Genomic DNA, 19,257 nt, shown 5'->3' with positions numbered 1-19,257 from the left:
GACCAAGAGCAACCGTTTGCACCAGGAGGCCCACTGTGCGAGTCCTGTTCACCGCCCCCGGGGCGGTCGGCCACATCTTCCCCGTGATCCCCACCGCGCTGGCCCTGCGGGCGGCCGGCCACGACGTCCTGTTCGCGGGTCAGCATCCGATCGCGAACCTGCGCAGCACCGGGCTGCCCGTCGTCGAGGTCGGCGACGGCACCACCCTCAGGGAGGCCTTCGCCCGGGCCCTCCCGAAGGACGTCCGATTCGCCGACCAGGAGCGCACGGAGGAGCAGACGAACGAACTGAGCGCCCTCGGCTTCGCCGAGTTCGGCCGGTCGACCATCGACGGCCTGCTGGAGGTCGCGCAGCGCTGGCAGCCGGACATCATCGTGCACGAGTCCTTCCAGGGCGCCGCGCCGCTGGTGGCCGCCAAGCTCGGCATACCCGCCGTGGCGCACAACTTCGGGGTGACCTCGGGCGGGGCGGCCGCCCGCCTGCGCCGACTTCTCGCCGACGACTACCGCGCACACGGCGTCGAGGCGACCGAGCCTTCCACCGTCGTGGACGTCGTGCCGGCGTCGCTCGGCGGGGACGGCGGAGGCTGGCGCGTGCGGTACGTGCCCTTCAACGGCGGCGGGACGATACCCGCCGACCTGATCGGGCGCGGCACCAAGCCACGGATCGCGGTGACGCTGGGCACGGTGTTCACCGAGTGGGAGGGCATCGCGCCCATCTCCCGGCTGATCGAGCAGGCGGGGGCGCTCGACGCCGAGATCCTGCTCGCCGCCGGCGACGAGGACCTCACGCCGCTCGGCACGCTGCCCGCCAACGTCCGCCCGCTGCCGTGGGTGCCGCTGAGCCAGCTGCTCCAGGCCGGCGACGGCGTCGTCCACCACGGCGGCTCGGGCAGCATGATGACCGCCGCCGCGCTGGGCGTCCCCCAGCTGATCCTCCCCCAGGGCGCGGACAACTTCGCCAACGCCGCCGCCGGCCGGGCCAACGGCTTCGCACTGTCCTCGAGCCTGGACGCCGTCGACACCGCCCTGCTCGACCGGCTGCTCACCGACGATGCCCTGCGCAAGTCGGCCGCGGCCATGAAAGCGCAGATCGACGCCCTCCCGTCTCCTGCCGACCTGGTCGCGAACTTCGAATCACTGAGCTTCTCCAGCGCGGCCCGGACCGTGTGACGGACGCCTGGTAGCCGGTGTGGGGAGGGCGGCGGCGATGCCTACCGCCCGGTAGGCTGCTGCGACAACCACTGGGCCAAACAGGAGAGTTCAGCATGCGTCGATCGAGCCGACTCGCGGGCACGGTACTCCTCCTCACAGCCGGTCTGGCGACCGCATGCACCGGTGGCGGTACCGCGCCTCGAGACGGGGACGGGCCCTGGGCCCTGAACGGACTCGTGGCCACGCCCGTCGGCGCGCCGATCCAGGGCAGCATCGACGCCCTTCCTTTCAAGGGGGTCGCGAAGATCCTCGGGGTTGCCGGGATTTCGGGAACTGACGTGGTCCTCTCGGTGAGGGACGGAGTCTGTCAGGTGGCGCTCCTGCCGGGCTCCCTGGCCGAGCCGACCACGACTGCTCCGACCGCGCTCGGATCGTCCCGGCCGACGGGCCACACCGGATCCTCGGACGCCCACCGGCAATTTCCCGGGACGGTTCTCGACGGGAAGTACACCGTGGCGTCAGCCCGGCTGGAGCCCTTCACATTCGCGACCGTCGGATGCTCCGAAAAGGCAATGGCGGTCAGGATGGAAGGGGTTGGGGAATCGGCCGCGATGCAGAAGAAAGCAGGTGACTCCCTGCAGCTCTGGCGAGAAGCCCAGGGCGCAGTGATCGCCGTCGGCCTCCCCGAGGCCCTCCATCGGTCGGCCGCCGAAAACAGCACCTCCTGAAAAGCGTGAGGATGCCCGCCTGCGGGGTGCGGTACGGGGTTGGTGCCCCAGCCCAGCAGAAGCGGTGGATCGGCAGAACCGGGCATCACCTCAGCTGCCGCCCTCCGGGGGCCCTCGGTCGCGCCGATGAGCGGACACGTCAGCCGGCGCGCCGAGAAAACCCGTTGCGAGTGACCTGCATCGGATGTCTGATTGATCGGCCACTGACCAGGGAGGGAACATGGGGCCGTCGCTGCCCACGCCCTCGTTGCCCACCGCTCGCCTTCGGCTGCGTGCCTTCGAAGACGCGGATGCCAACGACCTCTTCGCACTGCACAGCAGCGCCGACGTGCTGCGCTACTGGGACTCGCCACCGTGGAGGGAACGCGGGCGTGCCGAGAAGTTCATCACGGCCTGTCGGCAGATGGCACAGGAGGGCACCGGGGCGCGGCTGGCCGTGGAGCGTGTCTCCGACGGGGCGTTCATCGGCTGGTGCAGCCTGACCGGGTGGAATCCGGACTACCGCAGCGCGTCGCTCGGCTACTGCTACGGCGATACGGCGTGGGGCCGTGGCTACGCGACCGAGGCCGCGCGCGCTCTGCTGCGGTGGGCATTCGACACGCTGGACCTGAATCGCGTGCAAGCCGAGGCCGATACGCGCAACGCGGCTTCTGCCCGCGTGTTGGAGAAGCTCGGCTTCGTGCGGGAAGGGACGTTGCGGGAAGACTGCGTCGTCAACGGTGAGGTCTCTGACTCGTGGGTCTACGGGCTGATCAGGCGGGAGTGGCAGCCGTCGTCCGAGCCGGTTCCCGCCCACTGAGTTCCGCAGCTGACCGCAGGTGATCCCCGTGCCGGCGCCGAGCTGTGCGGAGGTTACGGCCCGAGCACGTGGGCTGCCCAGGCGGGTGGGCCGCCGGGTGTGCGCTCGCCCGGTGGCAGCGGCACGGATGGTGAAACTCCCCTGGGGTCTTCGTCGGGTGCCACCGCAGGCCCGGCTGCGCGGTGGCCGGTTCCGGCGCCGGGCGTGTGCGCGGTACCGCCACGGTGGGTGCGGAATGCCGCCGGTGGTATGACGGTATGATCACGACCCGCATGATCAACTGGCGTTCATGTGAAGATACTTGAGGGGCTTGATGAGCAAGACACGCTTTGCGGGAGCGCCGCGCAGCCGCACCTGACCATGGACAGGCAGACCGCCTTGCCGGAGGGCGCCCCCCACGACCTGAGTGCGGATCCGAAGAACCCGAACGTGCTTCTGCTGAGCACGGGAACGCAGACGTGGTCGTACAACAAGTGGCCCGCCCCCGACCCCTCCGACCCCTCCAAACCCGCCAACCCCTTCACGTCGCTCGTCACGAATCCCTCGGTCAAGTCGATCACCGAGCAGCCGTCGGGTGTGCTGGTGATGACGCAGGTGGACAAGGTCAAGGACCCGTCCCCGGCGGGCGGCTGCACCGCCAACACGTGGTGCACCGACATCGTCGACTTCTACACCTCGAACGGCACCATCGGCTACACGCACAACTTGCGCCAGGTGACCGGCGCCCGGTTCTACCGCGCACGCGTCTGGAACCCGTCCTACAACGCCGTCGGCGACGCGACGCACGGCGCGGTCTCCGACCGTGCCCTGTCCGGCGGCTCCTGGACGGACCCCGCGTCGATCGACGCGAACACCCAGATCTCACAGATCAGCGCCGCCGCGCTGCCCGACGGGACGTTGCACGTGCAGACGCTGGTCCCCGGATCCGGCGTCTGGGACCGCACCCGCAGCGTCGCCGGAACGTGGTCGGCGTCGACCCAGATCGACCTCAACGGCCAGATCTCGCGGATCAGCGCCGCCGCGCTGCCCGACGGCACGATGCACGTGCAGACCGTCGTTCCCGGCGCCGGAGTGTGGGACCGCACCCGCACCTCGTCGGGTAGCTGGACGAACTGGACGCCGATCGCAGTGGGCTGCACCACGAGCGACACCAACAGCCCGTGCGTCACCGACGTGAGTGCGGCGTCCCGGCCGGACGGTACGTTGCACGTCCAGATCCTGACGCCGGCTGCCGGGGTGTCCGACCTGACCTGGGCCGCTGGATTCTGGTCGCAGCCCACGGTCGTGGACACCAACCCGTCCGTCACGCGCATCGCCGCGAGCACGGTGTCGGACGGCACCACGCACCTGGAGGCGATCGTCCCCGGCTACGGCATCTGGGACCGGACGCTCGCCCCCGGCGCGACGTCATGGGCCGGCAGCGCGACCCAGATCGACGCCCGCCAGCGCGACTTGGCCGTCTACAGCGTGGGCCTGACGGGCGGACCTCTCCACGTCGGCAGCGCCGCGTTCTGACGCGAGCAGCCGAAGGCAGGTGCAAGGCCTTGACGCCCGGCCTCACCTTCGGATGACCAGACCAGGGCAGAGCAGGGAAGAGTAGAGCAGGGAAGAGTAGAGCAGGGAAGAGCAGCGCAGGGAAGAGCAGAGCAGAGCAGGGAAAGAGCAGTGCACGGCCTGGGGCCGTCCTCCATGGCGGAGGACGGCCCCCGGTGTCGGTACTCGACCTCTACGCCCTCACCGCCACCGACCACCACCGCTAAGCCCGCCTCCTGAGCAGCGCACGCCGCCGAGTCCGACACCGCCTGCACCCTCAGCAGCAGCAGCCGATCGCCTCGGCCTTGCCGAAGTCCGCCGCCGCGAACGCCCCAGCGGGGATGGTGAAGTAGATCGTTCCGGCGTCGCCCCAGCCCCACTCGAGGTCGGCGTCCTCGGCGAGCTGGAGCAGGTGAACGGCGGGACCGTCGTCGTCGCGGGAGGTCACCGGCACCGTGTACGAGGTGTCGGGCCAGCCGAACGCGCAGTGGTGGCCGGCGGTGTTCCCGTCGAGGCCGTCCATCTCGCCGAGGATGAGTGAGGGCGCGCCCCAGTGCTGGTCCTCGTCGTACGTGAGGTCGTCGTCCTGGAGGTCCCAACTGTCCGGGAGCATGGTCACCTCGACCGCGTGGACGGGCCGTGCCGGGTAGTGCCGGGCGGGCCCGGGGGCGGTCGTCGTGACCGCCCGCGTGGGATCGGCGGGGATCACCCGCCACGCGTCGGGACTGGACGAGTCCAGCTCGCGGTACTCCTCGTACGGCACGTCAGGATCGAGGTAGAAGAAGTTGAGCAGGCCCGGCCGGGTGGGCAGTTGGTCCCCGAGCCACGCGGCGAGCGCATCGGTGTCGAGCACCGCGTGCAGGGACAACGGGACGCCTTCCAGCGCGGGCCACGCGGTGCCCGGTTCGAGCAGCGCGGGCCCACCGAGCCGTGACCGGCCGGCGGCGGGCGCCTCCGGCGAGGCCGCGACCAGCCGGAAGCCGCGCCGGGCCATCGCCGCGAACTGCCGCCCGGTCTCCGGGCCGAGCCGCTCCACACACAGCCGGCGCATGGCGGCCGGGTCATCGAAATCCATGAGGCGATCCTCTCAACCCCCGCGCACCGCACTGCACGACCCCCCACCAGGCTCAGTGAAGCGTCCGAACCGACGCGTACCGGCTCCGGCGTCCGCTCGAGCTACCAGATTGAGGCCGCTGCCGCCCGCTCACCCCTGCTTGGCGAGGTCCCCCGACGGGTCCATGCCCAGGGGCTGGCCGGTGACCTTCAGGTGGATCGCGCCCGGCCCGGCCGGGGTGTATGCCTGCTGTTCGGAGACGCCGGTGCAGCCCTGGTCGCTGCCTTTCGGGTGTTCCTGGAGCTCGATCCGGTCGGGGGTGACGGACAGCAGGGTGAGCTCGCCACGACAGACGGTGCTGCTGAACGCCGAGGCGTTGGCGGTCCGCCCGACCACCTCGCCGACCTTCCCGGGGGCGAAGCTGACGGTGAAGGTGCTTGGCAGTCCGCCGACGGCGGTGGTGATGGTGCCCCTCCAGGTGCCGAGGTAGCCGGCGGGGAGCGTCCCCGGCAGCGGCGCGACGGAGGCCGAAGGGTTGGCGGAGGTCGAAGGGTTGGCAGGGGTCGACGGGTCGGCGGAGGCCGGCGGGGCGCCGGTGGCGTCGTGGCTCACGTGGTCGCCCGGCCGGTCGCGCCACACGGTCTGCCACAGCACGCCGCCGGCCGCCAGCACGACCAGCACGGCGGCGGCCGCCACGAGCGGACGCCGCCCCCGGGAACGCGGCGCGGGCGCCGAGGCCCCGGTGCCCGCACCCACGCGCTCTCCGGACGGCCCGGGCTGCCCCGGCGGTACCGGCGGCGCGGGCCGGTCGAGGTGGGTGGGGGAGCGGTCCCGTCCGGATTCCGTTACGCGCTCCGCTACGGGCTCCGCGGCGCCGGCCGGCACCTCGGCCTCCGCCTCCAGGTCGAGCAGTTCGACGGCGCTGCGCGCCACCTCGGCGGAGACCGCGGGCGGCAGCCAGCCGCCGTCCGCGAGCGGGGCGGCACCGGGGGAGAGCAGGGCGCGCAGCTCGTCCGGGGAAGGCCGGTCGGCGGGGGTCCTGGCGAGGCAGGCGCGCACCGCGTCGTGCAGCGCTCCGGTGAGCCCGCCGAGGTCCGGCTGCTCGTGCAGCACCCGGTAGAGCAGGACGGCCGCGCTCACGCCCTCGCCGAACGGCGGGACGCCGGTCGCGGCGAAGGCGAGGACGGCGCCGAGCGAGAAGACGTCCCCTGCGGGGCCGGCCGGCTCGCCGGCCGCCTGTTCGGGCGAGAGGTAGCCGGGCGAGCCGACCAGGTACCCGGAGCGGGTGAGTGCGGTCGCGGCGTCCAGGGCGCGGGCGATGCCGAAGTCGATCAGGCGCGGCCCGTCCAGGGCGAGCAGCACGTTGGACGGTTTGACGTCACGGTGGACCAGGCCCAGGCCGTGCACCGCCGCCAGGGCCTCGGCGAGCGCCGCGCCGAGGGCGTGCACGGCGGGAACGGGCAGCGGGCCGTGCCGGCGGACCGCGGCGTCCAGCGACGGTCCGGCGACGTAGCCCCCCGCCACCCAGGGCGGGTCGCCCTCGGTGTCGGCGTCCAGGACGGGGGCGGTCCAGCGACTGCCGACCCGCCGGGCGGCGGCGACCTCCTGGCGGAACCGGGCGCGGAACTCGGCGTCGTCGGCGAGCTCGCCGCGCACCACCTTGACGGCGACGGTCCGCCCGCCCTCGGTGCGGCCGAGGTACACCCGCCCCATGCCGCCGGCGCCGAGCCGGCCCAGCAGCCGGTAGGAGCCGATCCTCCTCGGGTCCGAGTCGCCCAGTGGTTCCATCGCCCGCCCTCCCCGTCACCGTCGCCCGCGCGCACACTACTACCCGGCGGCGCCACCCGGCGGCGGGCACGGGTTCCGGCAGAGGGGCCGTCAGGCGCGAGGCCTTCGACGTCCGCCGCCCGGCGGGCGCACCGCAGGCCGCTCCCCTTCCTCCCCATCGCGGCGGCGGGCAGGGGCCGCTTCCACCCCGTCGCGGTGTCCCCGTTGTCAGATGTCAGGTCCCTCGGTGCCGGCGCCGGCCTGCCGCGCACGGATCGTGGTGACGGGCGACGGCGGTGATCAGCGATCCGTGGAATCCGGTGGGAGGAGGGGGCGTTCGGGCCGTTCGCCGGGCGCTGTCAGGTGTTGTCAGTTCCCGTCAGGCGGTATCGAACAGCGCTGGTGGTCGGATCAGCTGTATCCCGCCGCCGAGGTCGGACCGGGCGGCACGTCAACGTCTCGACCGAACATGGGAGTTGGAATGGCCAAGGGCATTCTCAAGAGGATCGGCCGCCGTGGCGCGACCGCGGCGGCCGTCGTGGCGGTGGCGGCGGGCGCGGTAGGCGTCTCGGCGGGCAGCGCGGCCGCCGACGGCTGGTACGCGCTCCGCTACCACGCGAGCGGTCACGGTGTGGGCGTCTACGCGCAGCAGTACTCCTGGACGCCCAAGGTCGCCGCCGACGTGTACTCGTACTCGTGGTCGTCGGACGAGATCTACATCGAGTGCTGGACCAGGGGCGAGACGATCAACAACCAGGGCAACGTCTGGTACCGGGTGGGCGGCACGAACGGCAACTTCTTCGGCACGGCCTACGTCTACGGTGCGTACGCCGACGGCAACTGGTACTTCCACAACGGCCTGCCGGAGTGCTGACGGCTGCCTGACACCGCCCGCCCCGCCGGCCCGCTCGCCGGTCGGGGCGGGCGGGGCCGGCCGGCGCCTGCGAGTGCTGCCGGCGCTGACCGGCCCGATCGGCCTTTCCGAGGTGCTGCGGTGCTGCGGTGCTGCGGTGCGAGGACCCGGAGCCGAGCATCCGGTAGCGGTACGCCGTCAGCTCCCTGCCGGCTTCTCGGCCTCACCCACGGTGCCGGGCACCGTCGGTGCGGCCCGGGGGAGTGCTGTGAACGGCGCGGTGGTGGCTGGGTGTCGTCCCGTAGTGGTCCAGGAACACCTGCCTCATCGTCTCGGCGGAGGTGAACCCGCAACGCCTCGCGACCGAAGCCAGCGGCAGTGCGGTGGAGACGAGGAGTTGTGCGGCCGCCTCGATGCGGGCGGTCCGTACGAACCGGGCTGGCGTCTGCCCGAGCTGGTCGAGGAACAGCCTGGACAGATGACGTCCGCTGACTCCCGCGTACGCGGCGAGCGCGGTGGTGGTGAGGTCGCCGTCGAGGTGTGCGGTGATGTATTCGACGGTCTGCCGCACGGTCCGGTGCTCCGGGGCGGGCGCGTCGACGAACATGCTGATCTGGGCCTGGTTGCCCGGTCGTTGGAGGTAGGTCACCATCATCCGGGCCAGCGTCCGGGCGAGGGCCGGGCCGTGGTCCTCCTCGACGAACGCGAGGGTGAGGTCGAGCGCGCTGGTGACCCCGGCTGACGTGCAGACGTGCTCGTCGCGGAGGTACAGCGGCGCGGCGTCGACGTGGACGGCCGGGTGGTGCTGCGCGAGGTCGCGCGCGAACGCCCAGTGGGTCGTGGCACGCCGTCCGTCGAGCAGTCCGGCCGCCGCCAGCACACTCGCCCCCGTGCACACCGACGCGACCCGACGGCCGATGCCGGCCAGCCGGCGCACGTGCTCGACCAGCCGGGTGTCCTGCGCCGCCGCGGCGTGGCCCCACCCGCCGACGACCAGCAGCGTGCCGACCGGGCCGCGGGTACGCTCCAGCGACGCCTGCGCCGCCAGGACCAGTCCCGAGGAACAGCGCACCGGGCGGCCCTGCGGGGTGACCAGGAGGACGTCGTAGGGCGGACTCGCGCCCAGGCGGTTCGCCCCGTCGAAGACGCTGGTCACGCAGGCGATCTCCACGAGTTCCGCATCGTCGTAGGCCACGACCACCACGCGGTGGCGGAGAGCTGTCGTCATGCCTGCGACACTACCGAAAGCCGTCCGGAAGACAGGTATCCCAGGATTTCGGACACGGAGTCCGAACGGTTCCGGTCCGCGGTGGAGGCGGCGGGGGAGGGTTGCCGCGGCAGCAGCCCGCTGCCAGGCCCTCGGCCTCCCGCCGACTTCCAGGAGTCCCGTCATGACCGAAACCTCGCCCGAGCCGTCCGCGGACCTGCCCGTGCCGTCCGCGGACCTGCCCGTGCCGTCCGCGGGCCCGTCCGAGCCGTCCGCGGACCCGGTGAAGACCATCGCCTTCGTGCTGTACCCGGGGCTCACCGCACTGGACGTCGTCGGCCCGATGCAGGTCTTCGCCGCGCTGGGCGATCTCGTCCCCGGCTACCGCACGATCGCGGTCGGCGAGCGGATCGAGCCGATGCCGAGCGACACCCCGCTGTCCCTGCTGCCCAGTCACACCTTCGAGGACATGGAGGACATAGCGGATCTCCACGCCGTGATCGTGCCCGGCGGCCTCGTCCCCACCCTGGCCGCGATGGCCGACGAGAGCCTGCTGCGCAAGCTGCGCCGGACCGCGGCACGCTGCCAGGTCGTCGGCTCGGTGTGCACCGGCTCGCTGCTGCTCGCGGCGGCAGGCCTCCTGGAGGGCCGCCGGGCCACCACGCACTGGATGTACCGCGACCTGCTTCCCCGCTTCGGGGCGACGCCGGTCACCCAGCGCTGGGTCGAGGACGGACACGTCATCACCGCCGCCGGGGTCTCGGCCGGCATCGACATGGCACTGCACCTGGTCGGCCGCCTCGCCGGCCTCGACGTCGCGCGCACGGTGCAGCTGTTCATCGAGTACGACCCCGAACCGCCCTTCGGCCCCATCGACTGGACCGCTGCCGACAGCGGCCAGTACACGCCCTTCGCCCGCCGGCTGCTCCACGACGCCCTCGCCGACCACCCCGCCCTCCTGGCACACCTGAGCACCTGAGCACGGCGGAGCCGGCCGGGCTGCTCGTGCCGGAGTACGGCGAGTCGGAGCCCGCGGTGCTCGACGCGCCGATCGCATCCGCCTCTGGCAGGCTGACGGGGTGGTGCCGAGCGGCGCCGTCGCGCGCGAGGAGGTCCGTACGGATGTCTGAGCCGAAACCGGGGCGGAAGCCGGGTGCGGCCGACCGCAGGGCCCACACGGCGGCGTTCCGGGCGGAGGAAGCCCGCCGGGAACGGCGCCGGCGGCTACTGGCTCGCGGCGCGATCGGCCTGGTCGCCGTGGCGGTGGTCGGGGGAATCGCCGCCGTGATCGCGACGAACCAGGGCTCGACCGGTTCCTCCCACGGGATCCCGGCACAGCCGCGGACCACGGCTGTGGGCCGCACCACACTGCCGCCGTGGGACGCGCCGAGTGACGTCGCGGCCGCCGTGGCGGCGGCCGGGCTGCCGATGCTCGGCGCGGAGGGCACGGCGCTGCACATCCACACCCATCTGGACGTCCTGGCGGACGGCAGGCCCGTCGAGGTGCCGGCGCTGATCGGCGTCGACGAGAGCGCGCAGCGGATCAGCCCGCTGCACAGCCACGACACCAGCGGTGTCATCCACGTCGAGTCGCCGGTTCGCGCGGACTTCAGCCTCGGGCAGTTCCTCACCGAATGGCAGGTCTCCGCCTCCGCCGACCACCTCGGCGGCCTGAAGACCGACGGGACCCACACGTTGAAGGCCTACGTCAACGGCAAGGAGGTCGACGGCGACCCGGCCGCGATCCTGCTGCACGACCACGACGAGGTCGCCTTGGTCTACGGGACGGCCGCCGAGAACGCCGCAGTCCCGGTCCCGAGCAGCTACACCTGGCCGAGCGGGCTGTAGATCGGTCCGGCCGCGCGGCTGCGAGTGGGGGCAGTAGCGGTATCGCCGCATCGATGCCGTCACCCGGCCGGAGCTCCACGGCCCTCGCCGTGGAGCTCCACATCGGCCCTGCCCGGTGCAGACACCTGCGTGTCCGGACAGCGACACCCCACCGGCCATTCGGGCCGAAACGTCCGCCGGGCCCGGGTGCCCCGGCTCTGGGGCACGCGCACACCCGAAGCGGCCCAGCCCGTCCCGCCGAGGCCCGGCCGCTCCGGTGCGCACCAGCGCGGTCAGCCGCCGCTCTTGCGGCGGAAGTTGCGCTTGCCTCCCGCCGCGGCGTGCGCGCCGTGGATCTTCGATTCGCTGTTCGGACCGCCGGCCGTGCTCCCGCCCTTGGCGCCGTGCTTGCGCTCCAGCGCGGCGAGGAATTGGGCCTTGACGTCGTCCTGGGCGGCGGCCGCGGGGACCTCGGCGGCCTGGTCGGCCTCCGACCTCTCGGGGTTCTCGGGGTTCTCGGGGTTCTCGGGGTTCTCGGGGTTCTCGGATGACGCTACGCCGCTGCTCATGCAGGACCTCCTGGTGGGGTGGTGTCGGGTTGATGCCTTCACGGGACACCATGTCATGCCCCGAAACCGGCCCGGCCTACCAGGCCACCCCGAGGGCCTCCAGCTGCCCGACCTGCTCGGCGGTGAGCTTGTCCCGGCGGGCGTATCGGTGTCCGCGTCGGCTGCCGCTCTGCCGCGCTCTGCCGTGGCTGATCGCGGTAGCCGGGCGGGAGCTGTCCGGTAGCTGGGCCCGCGCCGGCGACCCGTCGGTAGGTCCGCCCGTATAGTCCAGGGTCCGACGATCACTTGTATGCCACTTTTGGGGCTCCCTTGAACAGCACTTCCATCAAGCGTCGCGGCGCGTTCCTGTTCGCGACCGTCGCCCTTGTCACCGTCGGCGCCCTGGGCGGCACCGCCCAGGCAGTGCCCAACTCCGGCTCCCTTTGGGTCGGCTACGGCAAGAGCAACACCTACGCAAGCGTCAAGTGCGTCCAGCAGATATCCAACGACCTGCACTACCAGACCGGTTACCACACGGTCGACGTGGACGGCTCGTTCGGCCCCGACACCTACGGGGCTATCGTGGCCATCCAGAAGTGGGCGAGCCTGCAGCAGGACGGTGTCGTCGGCCCGAGGACCGGCGACGTCATGGTCGAGGCCACCAAGGACTACTACGGCTGTTACCCCTACCTGCCCACCCTCAAGTGACACCCGACGCTCAACTCCGGTAGGCATCGGGGTTGGCGGGCCCCGCCAGGTGACACTGCTGGGAATGGGGTCCGAGTGTGACGGCGGTCCTTGTCGTCCGGTTGTGGAAGGCAAGGACCACCGTTCATGTTCGGGGAGGCTTCGTGTCGGTTCGGCAGGGGGCGGGGGCGCCGTCTGGCGGGCGCGGTCGAAGCATGTGATCGAAACCGACTACGGCACGCTGACCTGGGACGTGGACCGAGTCCGGGCCGCGGCGAAGGCTGTCGAACAGCGTGGCGACCACCTGCACACCGTCGTTGCCGTCGACGCCCATGGGCGCTATCCAGACCCCGGCGGCCTCCTGACTTACACCGCCGACAGCAACACGCACATGACACCATCCGCGGCTTCCGGTAGCGGGCCGCTCAATGCGTGAAGCGGGCCGTGGCACCCCGGCGGCCCGCTGTCGGTGCCGGCCGTCATGATCAGCCACATGACCGAGATCGACACGTCCGCAGCCCGCACCCCTCGCACGTGGGACGGATTCGCCGCATCCGCGGCCCTGCAGGGGCTGGTCGGTGCCTTGGGTATGTGGGACAAGGACTCCTTCGCCGGCATCAGGCGCGTCAGCCGCTACATCGAAGGCACGTGGGAACCCGGGCCGGGCGAACGCGGTGTCCGGCTCCCCGCGGCGGGCAGCTGGACGGACCTCATCGGACGCACAGGCGCGCTCGCCCTGCGCGCCGCCGCGCCCGCGACCCGGCCCGAGCGCCGCGAGCTCCTGCTCGACTTCCTGGAGGTGTGGGCCCGGACGACGTTCGCCGACCCCGCCTACCGCTTCCGCGTGGGCCGGCTCGCCGGAACGACCTCCTTCACCGTCCGCGACCACCACGGCGCCTCCTTCGGCACCCACCTGCCCGCCGCGCGCAGGACCCATTACTTCGAGGCCGTCCTGCCCGGCGGCCACGCCGCCCCCCGCCCCGAGGAACCCCTCTACGTCGAGGACTGCCCCCGGGGCTGGGGCACCCCCGGGCAGCTGCTGCGCCTGACGGAGCTCGTTCGAGAGCGCGGCCCGTTCGCCTGGGATGTGGACGCGGTCCTCGCCTTGAGCGAGGCGACCGGCCTGAGCCGCCCCGCCGCCGCCCTCGTCCTGGCCGGCAACCCTGGCGCGGGCGGCTACCGTGTGCCCTTCCTCGACGAGCACGAGCTCGCCACCTACGGCTTCAAGGCCCGCGAACTCGAATCGGCGCGCGCCGAGTTGTCGATGCTGCACGACGACGAGCGGCTCGCCCTGCTCGCCGACGTGATGCCCGCAGACCCCGCTGACCTGTGGGAGCCGGGCGGCCTCGCCCGCGTCGCGCAGCGCACCGCCGGGGCCTGGGCGCAGCAGCACGGCGCCCGCCGGCACGCGCCGTGGAGCACCTGGCAGGCCGCGGTCGCTCTGGAAACCCGGATGCCGGCCGCCCACCTGTGCCACCTGCTCCTCGACCCGGCGAACGCCACCCTGCCGCCCGGCTTCTACCTGCGCATCTGGCCCTGCCCGCCCGAACACCGCCACCTGCGCACCGCATGGGACGTCATGGGCGACTACGACGCCGAGACCGTCGCGGAGGCCGTCTTCACCGGCCTCCCCTGGGCATACGCGGACCTCCCCGCCGGCGACCCCGTACGGGCCGGCGCACCGGAGGCCGTCCGCCACCTGCGCAAGGCACTGGCGCGGGGCGACTCCCCGGCCCGGGTCCTTCACTCGGCGCTGAGCCGCGGCAACCGGGGGAGCCGGCGCTGGGACTGGCTGACCGGCGGCACCTGCGACCGTGTCATGGCCCGAATCACCGCCGACGACCTGCCCGCGGGCCGCTACGAATCCGACCCCCGCGCCTGCACCCCCGACCTGGTCGCCGACGTCGCCACCACCCTCGACCTGTCCGAGGACACCGCCACCCTCTACCTCCAACTCCTGGCCCTGCCCGTGCCGTCGGACCGCAACGTGCGGCGCTGGAACGCCTGGACACCGGCCCGCCACAAGTCGGCCGCCGCGGAGCTGGTGACACGCGGCCTGGTGGTGGAAGACCGCCGGTCCCGCGCCGGGCGCACGCTCTTCGTGCCCGGCCTTTGGGCACACGCCAAGAAGCCGCTGCCACCGATGGAGGCCCGGAAAGCACCCATGGTCGGTGCCCGGCTGAGCGCCGACCAAAGCGAGGTGACGGCCTTCGAGCTGCTCCCGGGCACGCTTCCCGAGCTGTTCAGCGAGGCCTGGCGGCTGGTCCGAGAGGAGGGAGGGCCGAGGATTTGACGCTGCCGCACACAACGGACGGCCCGCCCCGGTCCCGGACGCGGACGGGCTCGTCGGGACGCGAACGGGACCGGTCTTCCCACGGCTCGCAGCGCTTCGATGGGATCGTGTAGCTGACCCATGGTCCGCAAACCGGTCTGCCTCGCGGGTCCCCGGAAAGAAGTGGTCTCCTCGGGCGGGCGGAAGGTAGTTTGGCCCTGGCTCGCTGGCCGCCCGGGTGCCTGCTCCCCGCGTCGACTGAAGAGGCGCCCTCGCCCTAAGGCTCCGTCCACCCGCATGCCCGCCCGTTCCGGCCGGGTGTCGTCAGCTCGCTGGTTCGGGTTGCTCGGGCCGCGCGTCGTAGACGGCGCGGGCGGTGTGGATCAGAGCGACGTGGTCGACGGCCCAGTCTGCGACGGCGGTGGTCAGCCGGCCGGCGGCCTGGCCCAGGTCGGTGAGTGAGTACTCGACGCGTGGGGGCACCGTGGGGTAGACGGTGCGGGTGACCAGGCCGTCGCGTTCCAGGGAGCGCAGGGTCTGGGTGAGCATCTTCTGCGTCACGCCGTCGAGCAGACGCTGCAGTTGGCCGAAGCGCAGTGGAGTCCCTCGCCCACCTCGTGGACCGGGACCTGCTGCGGGTCCGCCTGGAACGCACCCTGCCCCTTGAGCGCGCCGCCGAGGCCCACGCCGCCAGCGAGTCGGGCCGTACCCGCGGCAAGATCGTCCTCAGCGTCACCGCCGACACGTGCGTCGACCCGGGGGCGTGAGCTCCTGGGTCCAGTCCGCCGGGCGAGAACCAACCCGGGGCGGAATCGAACAGGTCCGGCTGGGAGCCTCGACGTCCGTACTGGTCATGCCGGTCTTGGAGGACCACGGCCAGCGGGCAGTGGGTCGCCTCCGCGAACTCCCTGGTGAGTGACACCGTTCGGGACGCTGTTCGAGGTCAGAGGGCCGGCAGGATGCGCAGCGGGCTCATGGTGCCTGCTCGCGCCATTGCGCGACGCTGCCCTCGACCTCGGCGATGCTGGGGTGGCGCACGGCATCCAGCCCGTCATCGGCGAGAAGGTCGGCGATCAGGGCCGGAGGGCCGAACACCTCGGTCGCGCTCAGGTCCCAGTCGGTCAGGACGAACCAGGAGCCCTCCATGGGCCACCAGTGCGCGGGAAACTGGGTGTGGACGGTTCGGTCGGGCCACGCGCAGGCATCGTGGTGAGCAAGCGCCTCCTCCAGCCGGCCCCGGCCGGCCGGGATGGGGCGGCCCGCGTCCTCGATCCCCGCCTGGGCCCAGTAGCACTCCGTGCGCAGCCCATCAGGGCTGTGCCGGGCGAGGACCTCGACCAGGCGGGCCAGGCTGCCGCGGTCAATCTCGCCCAGGTCCGGGCCCTCTACGTCTTCGGGCAGGTCCAGCCCCTCGAAGACCCGGAACGAGGGGGTGTACTGCCAGTCCTCCAGTCGCTTGCCGGCGTGCGCCAGCACGTCGTCCCACCGGACCCGTTCCCCTCGCACCGTGACGGTGTGCAGAACCCAGCAGCGATCCGGGAACCCCTCCTGGGGCTCGTAGCCCACAATGGCCTCGCCACGTTCCAGAAGTGGTCGGACACCACCCAGCGAATCGTCATCCGGCACAAGCTCCACCGCGAAACCCCTCGACACTGCGATCATGTGTGTGACGTTCTGTGATCAGTCGAGGTTAAACGCTCACGGTGCGGAAGTCCCGCTCGTCGGGGATCCTCGCGGCGCAGCAGCGCTTTCGGTCCTTGGTCCGGGACTTGGACAGGGGTTGGTGGGTTGTGGGTCGACGGGTGCGGGGTCAGGGTCGGGTTCGTGTGCTGGCGTCGTGCTGTTGGTAGAGGGTGACGAGCAGGCCGTGCACGGGTTCGCCGGGGTCTTCCTCCACTTCGTCGACCAGGCGGGTCAGCGCCTGGGCCAGCTGTGCGGCCTTGGCGGGGCTGAGTCGGAGGTGGCGCAGGGTCAGGGTGTGTTCGAGGGGGGAGCGGTCCGTCTCGGCGGCGACCGCGCCGAGCATCGCGGCTGTGCCTTCGGCCTGTGGCTCGTCGACGAGGAGGCGTTGTGCGGTTCGCCGGTAGTATTTCTCGGTGCCGCCACGGACCTGCCGAGTCCCGGCGTCCTGGACCAGTCCGGCTTCGCACAGCACTCGCAGGTGGTGGGAGACACTGCCCTTGTTCACGCCCAGTTGCGCGGCGAGTCGGCTGATCGTGGAGGGCTGCCCGCTCAGGGCGAAGAGCAGGCGTTGGCGTACGGGGTGGGCGAGCGCGGCGTGCTGCTGGGGTGTGCTGATCTGCTGGACGTCTTCGTCTGGTTGATGGCTCACCGAATCAAGTGTTAAGTGCGGTTGACGCTTTGACAAGTCGCTGGTCTACTCCCTGCCATGACCACCACCACCTCGTCACCCGCGCTGGACAACGCCACCGCCGCTGACACCACTGCCCCCGTTACCGACACCGTCACGGCCGCCGGCCTCACCGCCGTCCCGGTCCCGGACGCTGCCGGCGTCGTCGAGTCGATCGCCGACCTGGTCGCCGGGAACTACGTCTTCCCCGATGTCGCCCGGCAGTTGGCGGCCCTGCTGCGAAGCCGGTGTGCGGAGGGAGCCTACCGGGCCGCGACCGCGGAGGAGTTGGCCGAAGGGGTCACCGCCGACCTGCGGTCCGTCAACGGTGACCAGCACCTGGCTCTGAAGTTCCATGCCGAGCCCGTACCGTCGGAGCGGGGCGCGGCCGTACTCGCCGAGATGCGGCGGCAGTTCGACGAGGGCCTGGGGGGTGTTCCGCGGGTGGAGCTCCTCGATTCCGGAGTCGCGGTCCTGGAGATCGCACCCGCGATGTTCCCCCTGGACTGGGCGGCCGAGCCGCTGGCCGCGGCGCTCTCCCTGGTGGCCCCGGCCCGCGCGCTGATCCTGGACCTGCGCCGCAACGTCGGTGGCGACCCGGACACGGTCGCCTTCGTCTGCGGCTACCTGCTCGACGGCCGCACCCACCTGAACACCATCGTCTCGCGGCAGGGGGAGAAGACCGAGCAGTCCTGGACGCCCCCGTTCGTCCCGGGCGCCCGCTACGGCGCCACCAAGCCGCTCTACGTGCTCACGAGTGCGAAGACCTTCTCCGCGGGTGAGGAACTCGCCTACGACCTGCAGCAACTCGGGCGCGCCGAGGTCGTCGGGGAGAGCACCCGCGGCGGTGCGCACCCGCGCGAGGGCTGGACGGTGCACCCGCACCTGGAACTCTCCGTCCCCGTCGCCCGCGCGCTCAACCCCGTCTCGGGCACCAACTGGGAGGGCACCGGCGTCCAGCCCGACGTGCCGTGCCGAGCCGAAACCGCACTCGAGCGCGCGTTGGAACTGGCCGTGACGCGCCTGGCGCAGAACGGCTCCTGACACAGCCCCGCCACCCCGGACACCGCCACCGGCCGCCACTACCGGACCGGTGGCGAGGCGGCCCGGGTTTTCCGGTCCGGCGTGCGGCTGCGCGGGCGGGCCGGGGCCCGCATCGACGGGAGGCTGACCGGCGGGTGGAGTGTGCTCCTGACACGCTCCACCGGCGGGCCGGGGCTGTCGCCGGCCGGCCCGCCCCATACGCCCCGTCCGTCCCGCGGTCCTGTCCCGGCGGCGGTGGTCCCGTACAGCCTGGCCCCGCCGACGCCGACGCCGGCACAGGCACCGGTCCGGTAGCGGTCGTGTCGGTCATGGTCGGTTGCGGGGTCAGTGGGGTCAGTGGGGTTGAGGGGTGGCCAGGAGGTCGGTGGCGCGGGGCGTTTGGCGGTAGAGGACGTGTTGTCCGGTGCGGGTGCGGGTGACCAGTGCGGTGCGGTGCAGGATGCCGAGGTGGTAGGAGACGGTGCTGGTGGCGAGGAAGTGCCGTTCGCTGAGTTCCGCGGTGGTGCGGGGGGTGTGCAGGTCGGACAGCAGGCGTGTGCGGGTCGCTCCGAGGAGGGCGTGGACGGCCGGTCCGGGGCGGGTGGCCGGTCCGGGGCGGCAGGGGTAGGCGAGCATGGGCTGGCGTGTGGCGGGTGCGGGTATCGAGTCGATGACCACGCGTAGGTCCGTGGTGAACACGGAGGGGGTCAGGACCAGGCCGGTGGCGGCGCTGGTCCGGGCGTGGAAGCGGCTGGTCAGACTCAGGTGGTCGTCGTTCCAGAGCATCCTGGGGTGCAGGGTGGCGAGCATGCCGGACAGGCCGTGGCGGGCGGTGGTCTGCGCCCGGTGGGTGATGTCCTCTTCCATACGGGTACGCAGGGCCGTCCAGTGCGGGGCGAGGGCGCGTTCCCACAGCCGGTGCAGTTCCGCCGCCATCCGTTCGGCGAAGTCGTGCTCGCCCCGTTCCAGGGCGTCGCGCAGGGCCACGGGAGTGGCCCGGCCCGCCAGGTGCTCCTCGCTGACCCCTTGGGCCATGACCTGCAGCTCCCAGCGCAGCCGGGCGGGATCCGTGGTGGCGACGGTGTGCAGTTCCTCGTGCAGTCCGGTCTCGGGGGCGTGCGGCTGGGGTGTCAGGAAGTCCGGTACGTAGTCCCACGAGCCGCTGAACAGCGAGCCCAGCAGGACGAGCTTGCGGTCATGGACGGTCTCCTGGATTCTGCCCCGCCAACCGTCGCCGCCCGGGCGCTTGTTGTCGCGCAGGAGGCGCAGCGCGCCGATCCCGGTGCTGAGCGGCGAGATCGCGAACCGGGTGTTCGCGAGTACGGTGCGGTCCATGTCGAGGTGGAGCACGACACCCCCCGGAGGTCGGCTGCCGGCCGCCCGTGCGGTCGGCGTCATGAGTGTTCGAACCTGATCGAATCACTCGAGGGGCGGTCCCGTCAGCCGGTTGCCTTG

The 19,257-nt window shown here is 72.2% G+C and carries 20 protein-coding genes; 12 read left to right on the top strand and 8 right to left on the bottom strand.

The genetic code is table 11. The features are described from left to right. The first annotated feature begins 35 nt into the window (after positions 1-35). The 4 genes from ACZ52J_RS32745 to ACZ52J_RS32730 all read left to right on the top strand — a co-directional run bounded on the left by ACZ52J_RS32745 (position 36) and on the right by ACZ52J_RS32730 (position 4,196). On the top strand, positions 36-1,172 hold the full coding sequence (locus ACZ52J_RS32745; protein ID WP_465623896.1) for a nucleotide disphospho-sugar-binding domain-containing protein: 1,137 nt from the start codon (positions 36-38) through the stop codon (positions 1,170-1,172). A gap of 218 nt (positions 1,173-1,390) precedes the next feature. After that, complete coding sequence (locus ACZ52J_RS32740) at positions 1,391-1,882, top strand: hypothetical protein (RefSeq protein ID WP_465623895.1); 492 nt, start codon at positions 1,391-1,393, stop codon at positions 1,880-1,882. A 220-nt stretch (positions 1,883-2,102) separates the two neighbouring features. After that, a complete protein-coding gene (locus ACZ52J_RS32735; RefSeq protein ID WP_465623893.1) occupies positions 2,103-2,681 on the top strand; it encodes a GNAT family N-acetyltransferase in 579 nt (192 codons plus the stop codon). 429 nt (positions 2,682-3,110) lie between these two features. After that, complete coding sequence (locus ACZ52J_RS32730) at positions 3,111-4,196, top strand: PLL family lectin (RefSeq protein ID WP_465623891.1); 1,086 nt, start codon at positions 3,111-3,113, stop codon at positions 4,194-4,196. Between the two features lie 295 nt (positions 4,197-4,491). On the opposite strand, the gene ACZ52J_RS32725 is transcribed toward ACZ52J_RS32730, so the two are convergent. Together ACZ52J_RS32725 and ACZ52J_RS32720 are read right to left on the bottom strand one after the other, a co-directional pair. Then, positions 4,492-5,289, bottom strand: a complete 798-nt coding sequence (locus ACZ52J_RS32725) for a DUF1963 domain-containing protein (protein WP_465623889.1) — start codon at positions 5,287-5,289, stop codon at positions 4,492-4,494. A 129-nt stretch (positions 5,290-5,418) separates the two neighbouring features. After that, positions 5,419-7,056, bottom strand: coding sequence for a serine/threonine-protein kinase (locus ACZ52J_RS32720; RefSeq protein ID WP_465623888.1), 1,638 nt, complete (start codon positions 7,054-7,056; stop codon positions 5,419-5,421). 460 nt (positions 7,057-7,516) lie between these two features. On the opposite strand from ACZ52J_RS32720, the gene ACZ52J_RS32715 reads away from it, so the two are divergent. Continuing rightward, positions 7,517-7,909, top strand: a complete 393-nt coding sequence (locus tag ACZ52J_RS32715; RefSeq protein WP_360502650.1) for a hypothetical protein — start codon at positions 7,517-7,519, stop codon at positions 7,907-7,909. 202 nt (positions 7,910-8,111) lie between these two features. On the opposite strand, the gene ACZ52J_RS32710 is transcribed toward ACZ52J_RS32715, so the two are convergent. Then, on the bottom strand, positions 8,112-9,116 hold the full coding sequence (locus tag ACZ52J_RS32710) for a GlxA family transcriptional regulator (RefSeq protein WP_465623886.1): 1,005 nt from the start codon (positions 9,114-9,116) through the stop codon (positions 8,112-8,114). A gap of 163 nt (positions 9,117-9,279) precedes the next feature. Here ACZ52J_RS32710 and ACZ52J_RS32705 point away from each other — a divergent pair, with 163 nt between their 5' ends. Continuing rightward, positions 9,280-10,074 (top strand): DJ-1/PfpI family protein, encoded by a 795-nt coding sequence (locus ACZ52J_RS32705; protein WP_465623885.1) that lies wholly within the window; start codon positions 9,280-9,282, stop codon positions 10,072-10,074. 143 nt (positions 10,075-10,217) lie between these two features. Continuing rightward, positions 10,218-10,943, top strand: coding sequence for a hypothetical protein (locus tag ACZ52J_RS32700; protein ID WP_465623883.1), 726 nt, complete (start codon positions 10,218-10,220; stop codon positions 10,941-10,943). 272 nt (positions 10,944-11,215) lie between these two features. Here ACZ52J_RS32700 and ACZ52J_RS32695 read toward each other — a convergent pair whose 3' ends face one another. Continuing rightward, positions 11,216-11,491, bottom strand: coding sequence for a DUF5302 domain-containing protein (locus ACZ52J_RS32695; RefSeq protein WP_465623881.1), 276 nt, complete (start codon positions 11,489-11,491; stop codon positions 11,216-11,218). A gap of 309 nt (positions 11,492-11,800) precedes the next feature. Here ACZ52J_RS32695 and ACZ52J_RS32690 point away from each other — a divergent pair, with 309 nt between their 5' ends. From ACZ52J_RS32690 to ACZ52J_RS32680, 3 genes are all read left to right on the top strand, one after another. After that, the gene (locus tag ACZ52J_RS32690) at positions 11,801-12,178 is read left to right on the top strand and encodes a peptidoglycan-binding domain-containing protein (protein ID WP_360502636.1); all 378 of its coding nucleotides are present in this window, start codon (positions 11,801-11,803) and stop codon (positions 12,176-12,178) included. Between the two features lie 196 nt (positions 12,179-12,374). Beyond that, positions 12,375-12,593, top strand: coding sequence for a hypothetical protein (locus tag ACZ52J_RS32685; RefSeq protein ID WP_465623879.1), 219 nt, complete (start codon positions 12,375-12,377; stop codon positions 12,591-12,593). 57 nt (positions 12,594-12,650) lie between these two features. Continuing rightward, a complete protein-coding gene (locus ACZ52J_RS32680) occupies positions 12,651-14,450 on the top strand; it encodes a hypothetical protein (protein WP_465623877.1) in 1,800 nt (599 codons plus the stop codon). A gap of 303 nt (positions 14,451-14,753) precedes the next feature. Here ACZ52J_RS32680 and ACZ52J_RS32675 read toward each other — a convergent pair whose 3' ends face one another. After that, the gene (locus tag ACZ52J_RS32675; RefSeq protein ID WP_465623876.1) at positions 14,754-14,990 is read right to left on the bottom strand and encodes a winged helix-turn-helix transcriptional regulator; all 237 of its coding nucleotides are present in this window, start codon (positions 14,988-14,990) and stop codon (positions 14,754-14,756) included. 35 nt (positions 14,991-15,025) lie between these two features. Here ACZ52J_RS32675 and ACZ52J_RS32670 point away from each other — a divergent pair, with 35 nt between their 5' ends. Further along, positions 15,026-15,196 carry a zinc-binding dehydrogenase gene (locus tag ACZ52J_RS32670; protein ID WP_465623875.1) on the top strand — a complete coding sequence of 57 codons (171 nt, stop codon included), beginning with the start codon at positions 15,026-15,028 and terminating at the stop codon, positions 15,194-15,196. Between the two features lie 205 nt (positions 15,197-15,401). On the opposite strand, the gene ACZ52J_RS32665 is transcribed toward ACZ52J_RS32670, so the two are convergent. Together ACZ52J_RS32665 and ACZ52J_RS32660 are read right to left on the bottom strand one after the other, a co-directional pair. After that, positions 15,402-16,091 carry a hypothetical protein gene (locus tag ACZ52J_RS32665; RefSeq protein ID WP_465623873.1) on the bottom strand — a complete coding sequence of 230 codons (690 nt, stop codon included), beginning with the start codon at positions 16,089-16,091 and terminating at the stop codon, positions 15,402-15,404. A gap of 148 nt (positions 16,092-16,239) precedes the next feature. Continuing rightward, positions 16,240-16,761, bottom strand: coding sequence for an ArsR/SmtB family transcription factor (locus ACZ52J_RS32660; RefSeq protein WP_465623872.1), 522 nt, complete (start codon positions 16,759-16,761; stop codon positions 16,240-16,242). A gap of 57 nt (positions 16,762-16,818) precedes the next feature. On the opposite strand from ACZ52J_RS32660, the gene ACZ52J_RS32655 reads away from it, so the two are divergent. Next, positions 16,819-17,823 carry a S41 family peptidase gene (locus ACZ52J_RS32655; protein WP_465623870.1) on the top strand — a complete coding sequence of 335 codons (1,005 nt, stop codon included), beginning with the start codon at positions 16,819-16,821 and terminating at the stop codon, positions 17,821-17,823. Positions 17,824-18,156: 333 nt separating this feature from the next. Here the strand turns inward: ACZ52J_RS32655 and ACZ52J_RS32650 are convergent, their stop codons facing one another. After that, positions 18,157-19,200: an ArsR/SmtB family transcription factor gene (locus tag ACZ52J_RS32650; RefSeq protein ID WP_465623869.1), complete on the bottom strand. Its 1,044-nt coding sequence runs from the start codon at positions 19,198-19,200 to the stop codon at positions 18,157-18,159. Positions 19,201-19,257: the final 57 nt, after the last annotated feature.

This window comes from Kitasatospora sp. NPDC034035 (assembly GCF_055575755.1).
Note: the sequence above shows the minus strand (reverse complement) of the source record. Positions and strands in the feature narration are given on the sequence as shown.

Bases quoted from the DNA above. Each gene is read 5' to 3' on its own strand.
- ACZ52J_RS32735 (WP_465623893.1), top strand. From the start codon at position 2,103: ATGGGGCCGTCGCTGCCCACGCCCTCGTTGCCCACCGCTCGCCTTCGG.
- ACZ52J_RS32725 (WP_465623889.1), bottom strand. From the start codon at position 5,289: ATGGATTTCGATGACCCGGCCGCCATGCGCCGGCTGTGTGTGGAGCGG.
- ACZ52J_RS32720 (WP_465623888.1), bottom strand. From the start codon at position 7,056: ATGGAACCACTGGGCGACTCGGACCCGAGGAGGATCGGCTCCTACCGG.
- ACZ52J_RS32715 (WP_360502650.1), top strand. From the start codon at position 7,517: ATGGCCAAGGGCATTCTCAAGAGGATCGGCCGCCGTGGCGCGACCGCG.
- ACZ52J_RS32710 (WP_465623886.1), bottom strand. From the start codon at position 9,116: ATGACGACAGCTCTCCGCCACCGCGTGGTGGTCGTGGCCTACGACGAT.
- ACZ52J_RS32705 (WP_465623885.1), top strand. From the start codon at position 9,280: ATGACCGAAACCTCGCCCGAGCCGTCCGCGGACCTGCCCGTGCCGTCC.
- ACZ52J_RS32700 (WP_465623883.1), top strand. From the start codon at position 10,218: ATGTCTGAGCCGAAACCGGGGCGGAAGCCGGGTGCGGCCGACCGCAGG.
- ACZ52J_RS32695 (WP_465623881.1), bottom strand. From the start codon at position 11,491: ATGAGCAGCGGCGTAGCGTCATCCGAGAACCCCGAGAACCCCGAGAAC.
- ACZ52J_RS32680 (WP_465623877.1), top strand. From the start codon at position 12,651: ATGACCGAGATCGACACGTCCGCAGCCCGCACCCCTCGCACGTGGGAC.
- ACZ52J_RS32665 (WP_465623873.1), bottom strand. From the start codon at position 16,091: ATGATCGCAGTGTCGAGGGGTTTCGCGGTGGAGCTTGTGCCGGATGAC.
- ACZ52J_RS32655 (WP_465623870.1), top strand. From the start codon at position 16,819: ATGACCACCACCACCTCGTCACCCGCGCTGGACAACGCCACCGCCGCT.
- ACZ52J_RS32650 (WP_465623869.1), bottom strand. From the start codon at position 19,200: ATGACGCCGACCGCACGGGCGGCCGGCAGCCGACCTCCGGGGGGTGTC.